General features: G+C 39.7%; 18 protein-coding genes. 5 read left to right on the forward strand and 13 right to left on the reverse strand.

Annotation, left to right across the window (positions count from 1 at the left end):
* Positions 1 to 27: 27 nt before the first annotated feature.
* The 4 genes from CWB62_RS02710 to CWB62_RS02725 form a co-directional block, all read right to left on the reverse strand.
* Positions 28 to 1,272 carry a lipoprotein-releasing ABC transporter permease subunit gene (locus CWB62_RS02710; protein ID WP_058403918.1) on the reverse strand — a complete coding sequence of 415 codons (1,245 nt, stop codon included), beginning with the start codon at positions 1,270 to 1,272 and terminating at the stop codon, positions 28 to 30.
* Positions 1,262 to 1,960, reverse strand: coding sequence for a lipoprotein-releasing ABC transporter ATP-binding protein LolD (gene lolD, locus CWB62_RS02715; RefSeq protein WP_058403917.1), 699 nt, complete (start codon positions 1,958 to 1,960; stop codon positions 1,262 to 1,264). Before lolD ends, CWB62_RS02710 begins: the two co-directional genes overlap by 11 nt.
* A complete protein-coding gene (locus tag CWB62_RS02720) occupies positions 1,953 to 3,170 on the reverse strand; it encodes a lipoprotein-releasing ABC transporter permease subunit (protein WP_058403916.1) in 1,218 nt (405 codons plus the stop codon). The genes lolD and CWB62_RS02720 overlap by 8 nt, the downstream gene beginning before the upstream one ends.
* Positions 3,171 to 3,307: 137 nt before the next feature.
* Positions 3,308 to 4,180, reverse strand: coding sequence for a LysR family transcriptional regulator (locus CWB62_RS02725; RefSeq protein ID WP_171034616.1), 873 nt, complete (start codon positions 4,178 to 4,180; stop codon positions 3,308 to 3,310).
* A 131-nt stretch (positions 4,181 to 4,311) separates the two neighbouring features.
* On the opposite strand from CWB62_RS02725, the gene CWB62_RS02730 reads away from it, so the two are divergent.
* Entirely contained in the window at positions 4,312 to 5,433 is a 1,122-nt protein-coding gene (locus tag CWB62_RS02730; RefSeq protein WP_138530120.1) for an S-(hydroxymethyl)glutathione dehydrogenase/class III alcohol dehydrogenase, read from the forward strand.
* Between the two features lie 68 nt (positions 5,434 to 5,501).
* Positions 5,502 to 6,344, forward strand: a complete 843-nt coding sequence (gene fghA / locus CWB62_RS02735) for an S-formylglutathione hydrolase (RefSeq protein WP_138530118.1) — start codon at positions 5,502 to 5,504, stop codon at positions 6,342 to 6,344.
* Here the strand turns inward: fghA and CWB62_RS02740 are convergent.
* On the reverse strand, positions 6,298 to 6,675 hold the full coding sequence (locus tag CWB62_RS02740; protein ID WP_138530116.1) for a hypothetical protein: 378 nt from the start codon (positions 6,673 to 6,675) through the stop codon (positions 6,298 to 6,300). The two genes, fghA and CWB62_RS02740, sit on opposite strands and share 47 nt — an antisense overlap.
* A gap of 244 nt (positions 6,676 to 6,919) precedes the next feature.
* Between CWB62_RS02740 and CWB62_RS02745 the strand changes: the two genes are divergently transcribed.
* Positions 6,920 to 7,336, forward strand: coding sequence for an MgtC/SapB family protein (locus CWB62_RS02745; RefSeq protein WP_006794759.1), 417 nt, complete (start codon positions 6,920 to 6,922; stop codon positions 7,334 to 7,336).
* Between the two features lie 63 nt (positions 7,337 to 7,399).
* On the opposite strand, the gene CWB62_RS02750 is transcribed toward CWB62_RS02745, so the two are convergent.
* From CWB62_RS02750 to CWB62_RS02755, 3 genes are all read right to left on the reverse strand, one after another.
* Complete coding sequence (locus CWB62_RS02750) at positions 7,400 to 8,257, reverse strand: energy transducer TonB (protein WP_249310788.1); 858 nt, start codon at positions 8,255 to 8,257, stop codon at positions 7,400 to 7,402.
* Between the two features lie 17 nt (positions 8,258 to 8,274).
* Entirely contained in the window at positions 8,275 to 8,418 is a 144-nt protein-coding gene (locus tag CWB62_RS18820; RefSeq protein ID WP_235591416.1) for a hypothetical protein, read from the reverse strand.
* A gap of 163 nt (positions 8,419 to 8,581) precedes the next feature.
* Complete coding sequence (locus CWB62_RS02755; RefSeq protein WP_138530114.1) at positions 8,582 to 10,489, reverse strand: beta-ketoacyl synthase; 1,908 nt, start codon at positions 10,487 to 10,489, stop codon at positions 8,582 to 8,584.
* 124 nt (positions 10,490 to 10,613) lie between these two features.
* Between CWB62_RS02755 and CWB62_RS02760 the strand changes: the two genes are divergently transcribed.
* Positions 10,614 to 11,624: a GlxA family transcriptional regulator gene (locus CWB62_RS02760; RefSeq protein ID WP_138530112.1), complete on the forward strand. Its 1,011-nt coding sequence runs from the start codon at positions 10,614 to 10,616 to the stop codon at positions 11,622 to 11,624.
* An 18-nt stretch (positions 11,625 to 11,642) separates the two neighbouring features.
* Here CWB62_RS02760 and CWB62_RS02765 read toward each other — a convergent pair whose 3' ends face one another.
* Genes CWB62_RS02765 through CWB62_RS02775 form a run of 3 tightly spaced genes read right to left on the reverse strand, consistent with a single transcriptional unit; the run spans position 11,643 to position 14,681 of the window.
* The gene (locus CWB62_RS02765; RefSeq protein ID WP_058403909.1) at positions 11,643 to 12,155 is read right to left on the reverse strand and encodes an MgtC/SapB family protein; all 513 of its coding nucleotides are present in this window, start codon (positions 12,153 to 12,155) and stop codon (positions 11,643 to 11,645) included.
* 17 nt (positions 12,156 to 12,172) lie between these two features.
* Positions 12,173 to 13,282 carry a GNAT family N-acetyltransferase/peptidase C39 family protein gene (locus tag CWB62_RS02770; protein ID WP_058403969.1) on the reverse strand — a complete coding sequence of 370 codons (1,110 nt, stop codon included), beginning with the start codon at positions 13,280 to 13,282 and terminating at the stop codon, positions 12,173 to 12,175.
* Between the two features lie 4 nt (positions 13,283 to 13,286).
* On the reverse strand, positions 13,287 to 14,681 hold the full coding sequence (locus CWB62_RS02775; protein WP_058403908.1) for a RimK family ATP-grasp domain-containing protein: 1,395 nt from the start codon (positions 14,679 to 14,681) through the stop codon (positions 13,287 to 13,289).
* A 317-nt stretch (positions 14,682 to 14,998) separates the two neighbouring features.
* Here CWB62_RS02775 and CWB62_RS02780 point away from each other — a divergent pair, with 317 nt between their 5' ends.
* Positions 14,999 to 15,337 (forward strand): zinc ribbon domain-containing protein YjdM, encoded by a 339-nt coding sequence (locus tag CWB62_RS02780; RefSeq protein ID WP_138530110.1) that lies wholly within the window; start codon positions 14,999 to 15,001, stop codon positions 15,335 to 15,337.
* 67 nt (positions 15,338 to 15,404) lie between these two features.
* Here CWB62_RS02780 and CWB62_RS02785 read toward each other — a convergent pair whose 3' ends face one another.
* Both CWB62_RS02785 and CWB62_RS02790 read right to left on the reverse strand, forming a co-directional pair.
* Positions 15,405 to 15,845 carry a hypothetical protein gene (locus CWB62_RS02785; RefSeq protein WP_058403968.1) on the reverse strand — a complete coding sequence of 147 codons (441 nt, stop codon included), beginning with the start codon at positions 15,843 to 15,845 and terminating at the stop codon, positions 15,405 to 15,407.
* A gap of 195 nt (positions 15,846 to 16,040) precedes the next feature.
* Positions 16,041 to 16,316 (reverse strand): hypothetical protein, encoded by a 276-nt coding sequence (locus CWB62_RS02790; protein ID WP_138530108.1) that lies wholly within the window; start codon positions 16,314 to 16,316, stop codon positions 16,041 to 16,043.
* Positions 16,317 to 16,420 lie beyond the last annotated feature (104 nt).

Genomic DNA, 16,420 nt, shown 5'->3' on the forward strand with positions numbered 1-16,420 from the left:
AAACCCGACCCTATTATTTTAATGAGGTTAATTACCAAGCACCTTTGCGGGATCGACTCGTGTAGCTTGCCAGGCAGGGTAAATAGTCGCAAAAACTGCGAGTATAAAGGTCGCTATTACTGTAATTCCTATGTCCTCGAGTACAAGTTTACTAGGTAAAAACTCAATAAAGTAAACGCCCTCAAGAGGATTAGCCCCCATTAACTGGCTTAGCCAAGCAAATAATTCACTTATATTTAATGCCAATACAACACCTATAAAAGTACCGAGCAATACCCCTACAAACGCTTGCGTTAACCCTTGCATTACGAAGGTGGCTAAAATAGTGCTGTCTTTCGCGCCCATGGTTTTTAAAATGGCGATATTGCCTTCTTTTTCACGCACTTCCATGACTAGCGACGACACAATATTAAAACTCGCAACAGCAATTATTAAAAACACAACAATATACACAATGGTACGAACCATTTGTATATCTTGGTATAAACTGCCTTGTGTTCTAAACCAACTAGAGATATACACATAATCGCTAATAGTTTGCCCTACATTAAGCGCTATCTGGTGCGCCGAGAACACGTCATCAACACTTAATCTTAAACCTGTTACTTGGGTTTCGTCGTAGCCAAGTGTTTGCTGTGCTTTTGTTAAATGTATAAACGCAGCCGTGCTATCAATGGGGCCACCCATTTCAATAACACCAGCAAGGCTCAATGTAACGCGTTTAGGTGCTAATAACTGCCCTCCCGTTTGCCCAACTTGAGGTATTAGCAAAGTAATATTATCACCCACTTTAGCATTAAGTTGCTTTACTATTTGCTGGCCTAAAATAACCTCTTCAGTGGATAGTTGGCTCACCAATTTGCCTGTTACAAACTGATTCACTGCAGAAACCTTACCCTCAAACAAAGGGCTAACACCCCGTATTTCAACCGCTTTTAATTGGCTTTTATACTGTGCCATACCATTCACCGCTATAAATGGAGCAGCCCCAGTGACATGCGGCTGACTTTCTAAATTAGCTATTTTTTGTTGCCAGTTAGCAATAGGACGGCTTGGCGCTACATATTCAACCTGTGGTACTACGCTTAATAAACGATGGACTAATTGTTGCTCAAAGCCATTAATTACTGAAAGTGCAACAATTAATACAGCTACCCCCAATAAAATACCGATAGTAGAAGCCTTAGCAATAAAACTAACAAAGCCGTTTTTTTCGTCTTTATGGCCAGAGTAAGCTCTAAACCGTTTACTTAAAAATGCACTAAGCAACATGGCTAGACTCTTTTACTGCTAATTTACCGTCATCTAAATACGCAATTTTACCTAGCTTATCAGCAAGCTCTAAGTCGTGAGTTACCACTACAAAACTGGTGTTTAAACTTTGGTTTAGCTCGTTTATTAAATCATAAATTTTAATTGCGTTTTGCTTGTCTAAATTACCGGTTGGCTCATCAGCAAGAACCAACGCAGGTTTGGTTACCAAAGCACGGGCAATAGCAACACGTTGGCGCTCTCCTCCTGAAAGTGCTGAAGGTTTATGCGCACTTCTATGCGCAAGGCCAACTTTTTCGAGCATGTCGAGCGCCTGTAATTTGGCTTCTTTTGCAGTTAAACCTTTTATTAATAGTGGCATTGCTACATTTTCAACAGCACTAAACTCCATCAATAAATGGTGAAACTGATAAATAAACCCTAGGTTGTTATTTCTAAATGCTGCTTGTTCAGTGCGAGATAACTTAGCCACTTCTTGATTTTTGATTTTAGCAATACCTGCAGTGGCAGTATCAAGTGTACCGAGTACATGCAAAAGCGTACTTTTGCCCGAGCCAGAGCTACCTACAATAGCCAGCATTTCACCTTGTTGAAGTGATAAGTCAACGCCTTTTAACACTTCTACTGGGTTATTACCGTCTTGGTATACTTTGCTTAAATTTTCACAACTAATTACTAAATCATTCATAACGCAACACCTCTGCTGGTTTAACTTTTGCGGCTTTGCGCGCAGGATATAAGGTAGCTAAAAAGCTCATAGCAATACTGGCAAACGCAATTATTGCTAAACTAATCACATCAAATTTCACAGGTAATTCAATGCCAGCAAGTAGATTCAAGCCAACTAATTCAAGTAGTTCATTAATGTATAAACTCAGTAGTACACCCACAAAAGCCCCAATTAATGTGCCAATAACTCCGTTATAAAGCCCTTGAACCATAAATACTTTTTGTACTTGCGATGGGGTAAGGCCAAGAGTTTGCAGTATCGCAACTTCCCCTTGTTTTTCACTCACCATCATTGTTAAGGCTGATACAATATTAAATACAGCCACCAGCACAATAAGTGCAAGTAGCATAGACATAATCCGCTTTTCCATTGCTACTGCGGCAAATAAAGTACCTTGGGTGCTTCGCCAGTCTGAATAGTTGTAACCCTTTAAAATAAGTTTGCTCGCGTCTGTAAATTCATCTAATTCGAAAGGTTCATAAAGTGACACGCTTAAATTTGGGGCAACATTTTTATTTAACTTTAAAACACGCTGAAGCGATGCCCCACTTGTAAAGGCAAGTGCCATGTCTATTTCAGAGCCTGTTTCGTATATTGCTGCAACTTTAAATAAACGCTGGCTAGGCACACGCCCCAAAGGCGTGTAAGTAGATGCATTTGGCATGATCACACGGAGTTTATCACCTAAACCAATGCCCAGTTTTCGACTTAAATAGCGGCTTATAGCAATGTTATAGTTTGTACTTAGTACTGTTTGCCAATTACCTTGCACTATTTTGTCAGTCACTTTGTATAACGCACCGTTATTGTCATATAAGCCTTGCAGCAATACGCCGTGAAGATCTTTATTGGTTTGTAAAATAGCTTCGCCATGGCGATATAAATTAACGTGTTCCACGTAAGGAGATTTAGCTAGATTTGATTTAAGAGCCGACATTTCATCTGGTTTATGCTTTCCAGATTCAACTTCAATATGAGGAATGAGGCCTAACATATTGGTTTTTAAACTGTGCTCAAAGCCGTTCATTACACTGCTTACAGTAAATAAAGCCATTAAACCAATAGCAATACCGGCAATAGAAAAAAAAGAAATAAACGATATAAACGCGTTCCCTTTAGAGGAGCGGCTGTATCTAAGTCCTATAAATAGGCTAACCGGTTGAAACATATTATTTAAAACATTTGTGTTAAAAGTGTTCGGCTATAGTAGCACGAAGTTAGCGCAATTGAATATGACCATAAATGTAAGAAATAATTTATAAATCTGAGACTTGGCTGATTTTTCAGCAATCTATTTAGCGCAATTTACGCTTTGAGGTCAGCAACTAAATAATCTAGCAATACACGTACATTAGTGGCTACAAACTGACGCGGCGGATAAACACCCCACACACCCTCTTGCTTAGGTTGGTATGACGTTAAAATAGGCACAAGCTCACCACTGTTAACCTCGCCTCCTATGTAGTAGTCAGGCAGTTGTACAATTCCTAAGCCTTTTTTAGCAGCATCAACAAGTGCCCACCCACTATTGCACTGTAGCCTACCAGCAATTTTAATGTGTTTTTCACGCTCATTTTCGTTTACACGCCAATAACTGCTATTACCTATTAAGCACTGGTGATTATTTAATTCACCCAAGGTATGCGGCTCACCAAAGCGCCTTAAATATGAAGGCGATGCACACATTATAAAGCGCCGAGCACTTAACCTTCGAGCTTTTAAACTTGAATCTTTTAAATGCCCTAACCGTATTGCTAAATCAAACCCTCCATCTAATAAATCTTCTTGTTCGTTACTTAAGGTGGCAATAACTTCTACTTCAGGGTGATCGTACATAAAATTGTGCACAATAGGCATAATAAATGTCTCCCCATACATGACAGGGGCCGTTAACTTAATTTTTCCTTTAGGCGTAGTTTGATGTGTTGCAAGGCCTTGCGTAGCATCGTCCATTGCATGCTGTAAGTGCTTTATTTGATGTAAAAAAATCTCACCCTCTTTGGTAAGAACCACTTTGCGGGTAGTACGCGTTAAAAGCTGGGTATTTAAACGTTGCTCAAGGGTGGTTACATGCCGGCTAATATGCGCAACCGAAAGCCCTAACGTTTTTGCCGCAGCAGTAAAGCTCCCCTCTTCACCGACTGCTATAAATTCATCAATCCCGTCCCAACGTGCCATTATTACCATACTGTAAAAGTGTTTTAATAAATCAGAGATTATCATTATATGAGAAACAAATACAATAGTCGCATCACCCAAACAAATTGGGTCTACAATTGATATTTAATACCACTACAAAGGATAAACACATGTCTGAATTTATTAAATCAAAAGCGGCGATTGCTTGGGGCCCAAACCAACCTTTAAGCGTTGAAGAAGTTGATGTGATGATGCCTAAAAAAGGCGAAGTAATGGTAAAAATTACTGCTACTGGTGTTTGTCATACCGATGCATTTACCTTATCAGGTGAAGATCCTGAAGGCATATTCCCAGCTATTTTAGGCCACGAAGGCGCAGGCGTTGTATACGCAGTTGGCGAAGGCGTAACAAGTGTTGAAGTGGGCGATCATGTTATTCCTTTATACACAGCGGAATGTGGCGTTTGTAAAATGTGTACATCTGGCAAAACTAACTTGTGTTCAGCAGTACGTGAAACCCAAGGAAAAGGCTTAATGCCAGACGGCACAACACGCTTTTTTAAAGACGGCCAGCCAATTTACCACTACATGGGTACGTCTACGTTTTCTGAGTACACAGTACTTCCAGAAATCTCATTAGCCAAAGTAAACAAAGAAGCTTCTTTAGAAGAAATTTGTTTATTAGGGTGTGGTGTAACAACCGGAATGGGTGCGGTAACTAACACAGCCAAAGTTAAAGAAGGCGATACCGTTGCTATATTTGGCCTGGGTGGTATTGGTTTATCTGCAATTATTGGTGCAAAAATGGCAGGCGCGAGTCGTATTATTGGTGTAGACATTAACACCAGTAAATTTGACCTTGCCACTAAACTTGGCGCAACTGATTTAATAAACCCTAAAGACTTCGACAAACCAATTCAAGAAGTAATTGTTGAAATGACTGACGGTGGTGTTGACTACTCGTTTGAATGTATTGGTAATGTTGATGTAATGCGCTCTGCACTTGAGTGTTGTCATAAAGGTTGGGGGGAATCTGTAATTATTGGTGTAGCCGGTGCTGGCCAAGAAATTTCTACACGTCCTTTCCAACTGGTAACTGGCCGAGTATGGCGTGGTAGCGCATTTGGTGGTGTTAAAGGCCGCTCGCAACTTCCTGAAATTGTTGAGCGCTACATGGCGGGTGAATTTGCGTTAAACGACTTTATTACCCACACAATGAGCCTTGAGGAAATTAACGACGCGTTTGATTTAATGCACGAAGGTAAAAGTATTCGTACCGTAATTCATTACTAATAAGCACTTAGTAAACGACTTAATAAAAAGCCATAAAACCAAAAAGTTTACGGCTTTTAAGGATTATTATGTTAGAGAATATATCAAGTACAAAAGTAGCCGGTGGTTGGCATAAGCAATATACCCATGCTGCAACAAGTACCCATTGCACTATGCGTTTTGCAGTATTTTTACCACCTGATGCAAGTGAAAAAAACAAAGTACCTGTGCTTTATTGGCTATCGGGTTTAACCTGCACCGACGAAAATTTTATGCAAAAAGCAGGCGCTTTTAAAAAAGCCGCCGAGCTGGGTTTTGCAATAGTGGCACCCGATACGAGTCCGCGTGGCGATAATGTACCCAACGATGATAATTACGACTTTGGGCAAGGTGCTGGCTTTTATGTTAATGCAACGCAAGCACCTTACAACACACATTTTAATATGTACGACTACGTGGTTAATGAGCTACCTGCGCTTATTGAACAGCATTTCCCAGTAACCAGCACAAAAGCCATTAGTGGTCATTCTATGGGTGGGCACGGTGCTTTAATGCTTGCACTTAAAAATCCAACAGCCTATGTAAGTGCCTCTGCGTTTAGCCCAATAGTTAACCCAATAAATTGCCCTTGGGGGATAAAAGCATTTACTGGTTATTTAGGTGACAATAAATCACTTTGGGAGCAATACGATACCTGCGAACTTATGAAACTAGCAACGCAAGCGGATTACCTACCTATGCTGGTATCTCAAGGGGGTGCCGATGGTTTTTTAGAAGAGCAACTCAAACCACAAAACCTAGTGGCAGTTGCTCACGATAAGGGTTACCCGTTAACGCTTGAAATGCAAGAAGGTTACGACCATAGTTACTTTTTCATCAGTAGCTTTATTGACCAACACTTATTATTTCATAGTCAGTTTTTAACTGCGTAGCCTCGTTAGTGTGTAGTTCTGGATTCTCTAGTTCTACGCACTCTTTTAAACTTTTACCTACCTTTCTACACACTTTGCGCTGTTGATTATTCTCCACACTGACAAAGTCGACTAATGCAGAATCAATTTTTAAACCTAGTTTTGTAAAAGAAAACCCTTCTCTATCTTTTGTAATGGGTTTAAAGGGATCTTTGTAAGGATCTGAACGAGCAGTGCTATTCATATTTTGATTTAATTTTTCGTTATTTTGGGCATGCCCATCTATTAAAACTCCTGCCACCGTGCAACCACTTAAAAACACACTTATTAAAATAGTTACTAATAATTTCATAATCCCCTCCTCTAAAATATTTATAAATACTAAACGATTATAAAATTAAGACTGTAAAAAGTTGTAAAACCAATTTAAATACACCTATAAACACATGAGGTAAAAGTGATAAACCAATGTGTACATTTTACTAAATATGCTCTCAACTAACCTGGCGTGAAAAGCAACTCATTGATTTTTAATGTTTTTATATTTGGCGCGGCACTTGCTTTTGTAACTTAAATTTATTTAATTGAGAATAGCAATGGAATTTGATTTACAGTGGAACGAAATCTTAGATAACTTAATTCACTTAGGCATTGCCTACGCTCTCGCATTGCCAATGGCATACGACAGAGAGCGAAGTAAAGATGGGGCTGGGCTAAGAACATTTCCTTTAGTCGCGGTTGCATCGTGCGGGTACGCACTTATAGCTATGTCGGTGTTAGACTCATCTGAAGCACAATCTAAAATGCTACAAGGAATTATAACCGGCATCGGATTTATTGGTGGTGGCGCAATTTTGAAGAATAACCAGTCAACATCAGGTACTGCAACCGCAGCGAGCATATGGAACATGGGTTTAATTGGTATTGCTGTGGCAAATAACCGATATGAAGTAGCCATTTTGCTGGCTATAATTAACTTTATAACGCTCAGGTATGTAAAAAAATTAAAGTAATATAGCTTAAGCATAAAAAACCCCAATTATTGGGGTTTTTATTAAGACTATTTTGTTAGCTATTTACAAAAAAGCATAACCACTTTGTTTTAAAGTGACCGTTTGTGCTTGCGCACTTTTAATTAATAGTCCACAGCGTAAATCGTCTTTAGAAATAGTAATTTTATCAATAGCGCTTGTGTTGTAATTTACCACTTTATTTTCACAGCGCAGTTGAACCTTGCTAAGTGGCATTGTTGATTCAAGCACAACTTCACTTTTAGACAATAAAGGCATAACGGCTTGTTCTGTTTCAATCATTATCTGCTGGTTTATATCGCCTGAGTTTTTATAAATATCATTAACTTGAGTTAACAACTGTTGTTTATTTTCATCTGTAAAAACAAAGGCTTTAATATTTCCTAGGGCATCAATTGCATCATAGGCACGCACATAGTCCTGTTTAGAAATAAACCATTGCAAAGCATTTTTTACCACTCGCACTTTTATCTGATCTGGTAAATTATCTCTGAACAAAAATGCATTGTTAATGTGTTTATCAAAGCCGTTCCAATCTTTCGTAAAATAGCTATGCTGACTTTTTAACCATGAAAGTAATACTATTTCAACTGTATTTTTAGCATGATCGCGTTCTAGCTCTATTATTTTACTTTGCGCTTCGTCTAGTTTTTTTTCATTAATTAAATTACTTGCCGCTTCATAATCATTAAAAAAGCCATGTGTTGCTTTGTCATTAGTGTACCCCAAGTGTAAATTTTGAGACATTACAGTAATAAGCTTTGCACTTGGCACTGATTTACCATCGACCTGAGCACTTTTGTAATTTAGTTTTGACACATACTCTACAACTTCTCTTTTGTATTTGCCTTGCCCGATAGATGCAACAATTTCAATATCACTAACTTGACCACTTTCATTCACAACATAACTACTTAAATTTAAGCCTTCAAAGCGTGACACACGAGAAGATGTATTTGTTTATTGTAGTTATCTTTAACAACTTCAGCTGGCACAAAATCTGCCATTACTGGCACACAAGTTAATGCAGGTATTATAGAAAGAGCTATAGAGAGTTTTTTCATTTGATTATCCATCCTAGAACGCAAAGTAGCTATTATAGAAACAAACATTATAAAAAGATGCAAGCTTATATTTATAACTAACCAAAATTTAACTATAGACTAATAAACTCATAAATATAAAAAAGGCGCTTAATAAAGCGCCTTGGGTTTCAAGTATGTGTGCTTAAAACATATCTTGATAGGAGTGGGTTGTACTAAACGAGATGGCTTTATCAAAACCTGGTAGTTCAATACCGTCTTCTCCAATTACAATGTCGTTATCGTCAATGGCGCCATCACCAAAACGATATACTAATTCGTACTTACCAAGGTCAGCTTGCGCTTTATAGGTATTTTGCGCAGCAACAACAGATGTATTTTTATCAGCGTAATCACTCATCGCTTTTTCACCATGGCGCTTAGCAAGCATTTGCATTGTTACTTTTGCGCTAAGTACAGTCGCTGTGGCGTTATTACCGCCAAAGCCTTTTGAGTTTATAAAGGCTATGTCCATATCGCCGCAATCGTAATGACTGTTTCGTATATCTAAGTGATCTGCATAAACATCGTCAGCAACTTTATCTATGGTAGTAATACCCGGCATAATATTATGGCTAAATACACCCAGCGCAATCGCTAACTGATCGCCACTGGCAGGAGCAATTGTATGCCCTACATAAGCTTTTGGCGCCGTTACTTTCCAGTTATCAATAGCAAAGGTTTGCGCTACTTTGTGATAAATAAGTGACTCAGTTACTCTGTTTTGCGGCGTACTTGAACCGTGCGCTAAAATAAAGCTGCGGTTTTGTAGCGCGTCTTTACCTAATAAGCTTGTTGCCAATGCCGCAGATTTAGCCATGGTAATGTAATTACCCGGGCCCGGTGAGGTGATTGATTTTTTAATACCATCGGCATTTACAAATACATCAGGTACTGAGCCCATAATGTCTGCACCAAGCTCTAGTGCTAATGCATCATCCATTAAAATAGTGACTTGTGCGCCTTCACCTAATGTAAAACCACAGTTTTCGCCAAATGGGCGGCTACTTTTACGGTAATCGGGCTCTTGTTCACTACTTAAGTTATCTAAACGGCGCAGGCCTTCAACATTTGCAAGGGCGCTCATATTACCAAACCCTTCAACTACTTCTGGCGTAATAGCGCATTCAACACTTGCAACAACCGCAACACGGGTGCGCCCAGCTTGAATATCGTTTACTGCAGCGCGTAAGTTATATAAAAAAGTGGCACATGCCCCCGAGGTAGAAAACGTAGTACCTACATTACCGGTAACGTATGCGTTTATGAAATCAGTCGACATTGTGTTTAAACCTAGTGCTAATTGCTTAGTACTAACGCGATCGCCCTGCTGACGCGCTTTAACTAAACCACCTAACCCTTTGTCGTCCATTTGGCCAATAACAGAGGCTGAATAGGTACCAATTTTATCTGGCTCTACGCTATTCATTATGCGTTGCCAGTCAAGGCCTGTTGATTTAATCGCGTCGTTTGCAGCAAAAATGGTGGCTTGCAAACCGCGAGGCTGATAACGGCTGTTATACATAATTGATGGGTCAAACCCAGTAGGAAGCTGCCCTGCCGATTTAATTGGGTTGTCACGGGTAGAATCAAGCTTTACGTCTAAGTCTGCGGCTATGGTTACTTTTACTTTTTTGCCGTCAAGCTCTTGCACATTCCAGCTTGCAGGCACAGGGGTTGGTAAATCACGTGCGCGAGTTTCAAATACAATTGCGTTTTCATCAGATGTCTTTAAGGTCATTTTTTGCTGCCAAGGCGTGGCATCTGCATCAAAATGTTCTTTTTCAATTTTACGAATAAGTGTGCCAGCAATAATTTGCTCACCAAAGCGTGCTTCTATGTCGCTTTGCTCAACATTATTACCATTTGAATCTTGAAGGTTACCATCAACAACGCTTACCAAGTTCATTAATGTGGCGAGGCCTAAAAATGTTTCACTACGATCTTGTGCGTTTAATGCATCTAATACGATACGGCGGTAACCTTGATGAAAAGAAGTTCGGCCTGCGGCGTTTATACCGCCCATGCCTACTATTACGGGTAATGCTGTCATTATTAACCTTTAATGCGTGTTATTGGAGAAGCAAACAGTTTAATTGGATTAATAACAACTCTTTATGCTTTAATAGCCAAATATTCTGCATAAAAGGCCAAAAAGTACTGGTCGGAGCATTGAAATGAATAAAAAATCGCTTAACCCCGCGCTAAACATTGCAATCACTGTGTACCCACACCTACTTATTACCAGTTTAACGCTCCCCATTGAAATGCTGAGAGCGGGCGAAGCCTATGCAAAAGGCCACTTAAACCCAGCTGACTTTAGACCACTTAGTATAAATTTAATTGCTAAAAATAATGAGCCAATACAAACCCGTACAGGCCTTGCTATAGTTCCCGACTTCACGACTGCCAACGCACCATATAACGATTTAATTATAGTCCCCGGCATTTGGCGAAACCCTCGCCCTGTCGTTCGTACTAATTTAGAAATTGTTGAATGGCTACAAGAAAGCTTTGAAACTGGCAGCCATATAATTGGTGTGGGCACTGGTAACTGCTTAATTGCAGAGGCAGGGTTACTTGATGGGCACCCTGCAACAACCCACTGGCATTATGCAAAACAATTTAGCCACGACTACCCATTAGTAAGCCTAAAACCTGACTTTTTTATAACCCAATCTGAGCGCATGTATACGGTGGCAAGCTTAAATGCCCTTGCCGATGTGATCGTACATATTATTAGCCAATATTACGGCAAAGCCGCTGCGCAGCACGTAGAACGTAACTTTTCGCACGAAGTACGTAAACCGTACGAAGATCAGCGCTACCTTGAAGGCGCGGTTGACCGCCACCCAGATGAACTCATAGCGCAAATTCAGTTTTGGCTTAAAACTAATTTAGCAAGCGAGTTAAACCTGCAAGAAGTAGCTACACAATTTAGTTTAAGCTACCGTACCTTCACACGGCGTTTTAAGCTTGCAACTAATCAAAGCCCTATAGAATATTGGCAGCAATTACGGGTTGAAGGTGCTAAAGAATTATTAGCGTCGTCTAATTTAACTATTCAAGAAGTGGCGCTTGAGGTTGGTTATAACGACCAAGGGCATTTAACTCGCGTGTTTAAAAAAGTGCTAAGCCAAACGCCAAGCGAGTACAGAAGAGTAGTAAGAAGAAAATTATTTGGCTAATGCAAAAACGCCACTAAATTAGTGGCGTTCTATGTCGTTAAAGTCTTTTCGGTAGTAACGCTTTTGATAGTTTTTTACTTTAGCGTGTACGCCTTTACTTAAACTTTTAAATTTAGCCTCAAGTACATCTACACCATATAAAATACCAACCACCAGCACTGAAAGTTTAATAGCAGCGCCTAAATTGTCGGTGGCTATCATTACGCCAATTGAGGCAAGCACCCAAATGGTTGCAGCTGAAGTAACCCCTACTACGGCGCCGTCTTTTGCAAGCATGACCCCAGCGCCTAAAAAGCCTATGCCTGTAATTATTTGCCCCACTACACGAGAATGATCAATCACATCGCCTTGTAAGTTAAACGCGGTCGATAAAAACAAATACGTGCCCAGCGTTATTAACGCTGAGGTACGAATACCCACAGGTTTACCTCGTAACTGGCGCTCTATACCAATTATGGCACCGCAAAAAGCGGCGGTGCCAATGGCTGCCCACGAATAAGGGGCTACATCAATTAAATCTAAAAAAGTCACTCTTTAATAAATACCTATTAATTATTAGCAATGGCCACTGCGGTTCTTAGCCGTTGGCCACCAAATGCTGACATTTTACTAAAATCACTGCGCGCTATAGGCACGTACTGGCAATCTATTGCGAGTTGTTTGTCGCTTCCTGGCTCGCAAAATGGGTCGTGAACATACACGCAGTGCTCATCAAGGTGGGTAACGCACACCCAATGCGGTGATTTTTTACCATCAAAACTGTATGTACTAATCAATAACAGTACGCTAAAGCCTTGGCTTAACCACTGTTCAATATGCTCAAGCTCTACATCTTTATGCATCAGCGGTATATTTGCCTGTGCAATGCCATCAACAAATTGTTCATGAACAGTAGCTAGTACCAATTTTTTGTTCTCATTGCGTACGCCATCTAAAAACAAAGGCTCTGTGGTATTAACCATTACTTCGCTTTTAAAGCCGCGTTTGTTAGCGGCAAGTGCTAGACCAAACGGATGGCAACCACCATGCCCTGAGGTCATAAAAATGGTGGTGCCTTCACGCCACAGTGCCAGCTCGTGTGATTGGCTAAGCTCCGTTGTTGGCTTAAGTGCCCCCATTGCCATTAATAACGCCGCAGGCCCACAGGTAAACTCGGTAGTTTGCTGATACCATGGCGTTAATCGCGCTACTTTTAGCTCACTCGTTTGGCGAATATTTTTTTGCATTCGCAGCGCATCACTGTGATCGTCATAATAATCGCTATATTGACCAAAGACTCTGTAACCCAAACTTTTATAAAGCCCAATTGCACTGTCGTTATTTACGGCCACTTCTAATCTCAAGTAAATACGCCCACGCTCACAGGTTTGTTTTTCAAGCGCAGCTAATAGCATTTTGGCAATGCCTTTACCTTGCATTGTGGGTTTTACAGCTAGCGAATATAAACGCGCTAAACGTGTACCTTTATGGCACCACACAAGCCCATAGCCGCATACTTGCTCGCCATTTTCTGCAATTAGCAAAATACCGTGTTTAGCACTTAACCAGCGCTTTAAACTGCGCGGGCTCAATTTATCGTTATTAAAGCACGCATTTTCAACGTCAATCAATGCGTTTAAATCTCTGCTAAGTGCTTTACGAATAACAAGGTTACTCATGTTGTTAACCACGGCCTCGGGCTTCTAAACGTTGTTTAAATTCGTCCATAATGATCATGTATAGCTCGTCGCCTAAATAGCCGTCTTCTACTTTGTGATCAATACTTGGATTGTCATTTACTTCAAGCACGTATGCTTTGCCTTGTTGCTCTTTAACATCTACGCCATATAATCCTTTACCCACTGTTTTACATGCTTTTAATGCGGCATCTAATACGGCTTTTGGTAACTCAAAGGTAGGTAGCGTTTCAAAGCCACCCGAGAAAAACCGCTTAGCGTCATGGTTATAAATTTGCCAATGGTTGCGCGCCATTAAATAGCGACACGCATATATAGCGCGGCCATTTAATACCCCTACTCGCCAATCGTATTCTGTATACATATATTCTTGCGCAAGTACCAATGCGCTATATTCAAACAGCTCAGTTAATTTAGCTTCAAGCTCACTGCGGTTTGCAACTTTAAACACCCCTTTTGAGAAAGACCCTTCAGGCATTTTTAACACAAGCGGATAGGTAAACGCCTCTTCTAATTGCTCAAGCGTTTGCGCTGATTGATCAGCCACTACAACCGTTTTTAAACTGGGCACTTTTTGATAATTAAACGCATCGTGTAAATACACTTTATTACAACAACGTAAAATAGACTCGGCGTCATCAATAACCACTAAACCTAGGCTTTGCGCTTTGCTTGCAAGGCGATACGTTGGGTGGTCAATCGCTGTAGTTTGGCGAATAAATAACGCATCAAACTGGGCAATGTTGTCAATTTCATCAAAACTGAGTGCTTGCGCATTAATACCATGTTTAGCTGCTGCTTTTATAAAACGGGCAATGGCGTCTTTATCACTCGGTGGTACTTTTTCGTTATGATCAACCAGTATTGCCATATCCCATCTAAAACGGCGCTGCACATTACCAATACGCCATTGAGTTTGGGTAAACATATTTAATTTAGCTACAAAATTGCTGTATTGCTCCTCGTTTAAAGAGCTAAGCGAACCTTGCTGTAACAAACCTTGCTCATCGACATATAAAATAGGCGCTGGGTATTGTTTAAATACCGATTTAGCCGCTTTACTTTGTAATTCGTTTAGCGCATTACCAAAGTAAATTTCACCATCAATTTGCCCCACATTTAACATAGGTGCTTGGCCACTTCGAAGCGCGTTTATTGTTTTTACACTTGGTAATACTTGGTGTTTGCGCGCCTCAGCAAGCAATGAGCAATAGTAACCCTTACTCAAGTATTGGCTTGAGTCGCATAAATTAATAATGCGGGTTTTAGGTTCATTATGTTTTGGGTAATCACGCAAGTAACTATTAAACGTAATTACATTTTCGAAATATTGAGCAAGTGTTTGCTCGTTGTTATCAACCACTATTAAGGTTTTAAACACGACTTTTCCTAGTTATACCAATCGGTAGTAAGCCAAATATAAATGCGTGCGATCTTTAAATTATCGCACTATAAATAGAAACACCCATCGTACTAAGTGTGCATTGCGCGTATCACTTAATCCGATGGGTGCTTTAACAAATACCTACTGTAAGTGTTAGCGCTTAAATTGCTTAAGCGACATCTGCTTTATATGCCCTTTTTAAAAACCACACAAACGAGATATTTTTAGCGTGAAGATAAAAAATATTGATTAACTATATTTTCCTATTAATGCAGATTAAAATACGCAAAATTACTATTTTATGAGCGTTATAAATGTCACATCCTGCCTGCCCACAGTGCCAATCTGAATATGTTTACGAAGACCAACAAATGCTTATTTGCCCTGAATGCGCCTATGAATGGAACCCAAATAGTACAAGCGATGAAGACGCAATTTCAGTTAAAGATGCCAACGGCACCCAACTTAATGATGGCGATAAAGTAACCGTAGCCAAAGATTTAAAAATAAAAGGCAGCTCGCAAGTTATTAAAATTGGCACCAAAGCGGTCGTAAGGCGTGTGCTTGATAAAAAAGATCACGAGCTAGATTGTAAAGTAGATGGCATTGGCGAAATGATGGTAACAGCGAAGTTTGTGAAAAAGGCTAACTAGTTGGGTAGGTCGGATAAGTGGCGAAGCCATCCTGCATGTCTCGCCCAAACACTCCAAATGATTAAGTTTATTGAGCTAAAGGTGAACATTCATTAACAACCGCTAAACCCAAGTCTATGTGAGCGACAATATAGCCATATTCCTTCTTTGACAGTTTGCCAGTTTTATACAGCTCTTTTGCCGACTTATGGTTCCAAGATTGACCACATTTTGGCTCTGGAATTTGAAGATCTAGGTTAAGTAGATATTCCTTTTCTTTATCTATGGAATACCCTTTTTTAACAGAGCTTTTTGCGCAAAGGCTTAGTGCATATTCAACCGCAAACTTGTCTACACTTGGTAAACCAACAAACTCCACATCACACCCTAAAACACGTTCGCCAGAAGCCTTCGTGTAATAAAGCTTTCCTGTTGTGCAAGCTGATAATAAAAAGAGCACTGCGAATATTGATAAAAATCTATAAATCAAAATACTTCCTTGTTTACTGCTGCCTAGCTCAGCGGGCATTTGAAACTTAGTGAAAATTGGTCCGAACAAACTATTTATTAGACTGACATCCATCTTAATTTCAAAATTTAGGTAGGTGTATAATTAGTTATTATCAGTTTCCAACCTGACTCCTAACGCCCTAATAATGGGCTAAAAATAGTTTGCTAAAATGTTGAGGAACGAAAACAGCAAACTGTTTTAAGTCCTTATTTATTAGCTTGTTATATGCACTTTAACCTTGTTTTTAATAATGTAAAGAGCATGCATAAACAACAGTGTAAGTGCCGCAACAATTACTGATTTAAATAATACACCAAATATAAAGATTGCATCTAGATCAGGTTGTTTAGCGGTGAACTCTGAGACAAATTCAATAACCAGCCACAGTACACCATTAGCAATAGAAAAGAGGCTCAAGTATTTCTTACTCCAGAAAAGCGGAGCAACAATTGAAATGCTAATTATTAATATAAGTATCGCAATCATCATGTGCATATAACAACTTATTGAACACCATTTTGGTGGTTTATAACACCCCAAAACGGCGTATATTACATAGCTCAATAATTCCACCAAACAACTCTAATGTAAAC

The sequence above is a fragment of the Pseudoalteromonas sp. S408 genome, from assembly GCF_005886645.1.
In the GTDB taxonomy this organism is placed as follows: domain Bacteria; phylum Pseudomonadota; class Gammaproteobacteria; order Enterobacterales; family Alteromonadaceae; genus Pseudoalteromonas.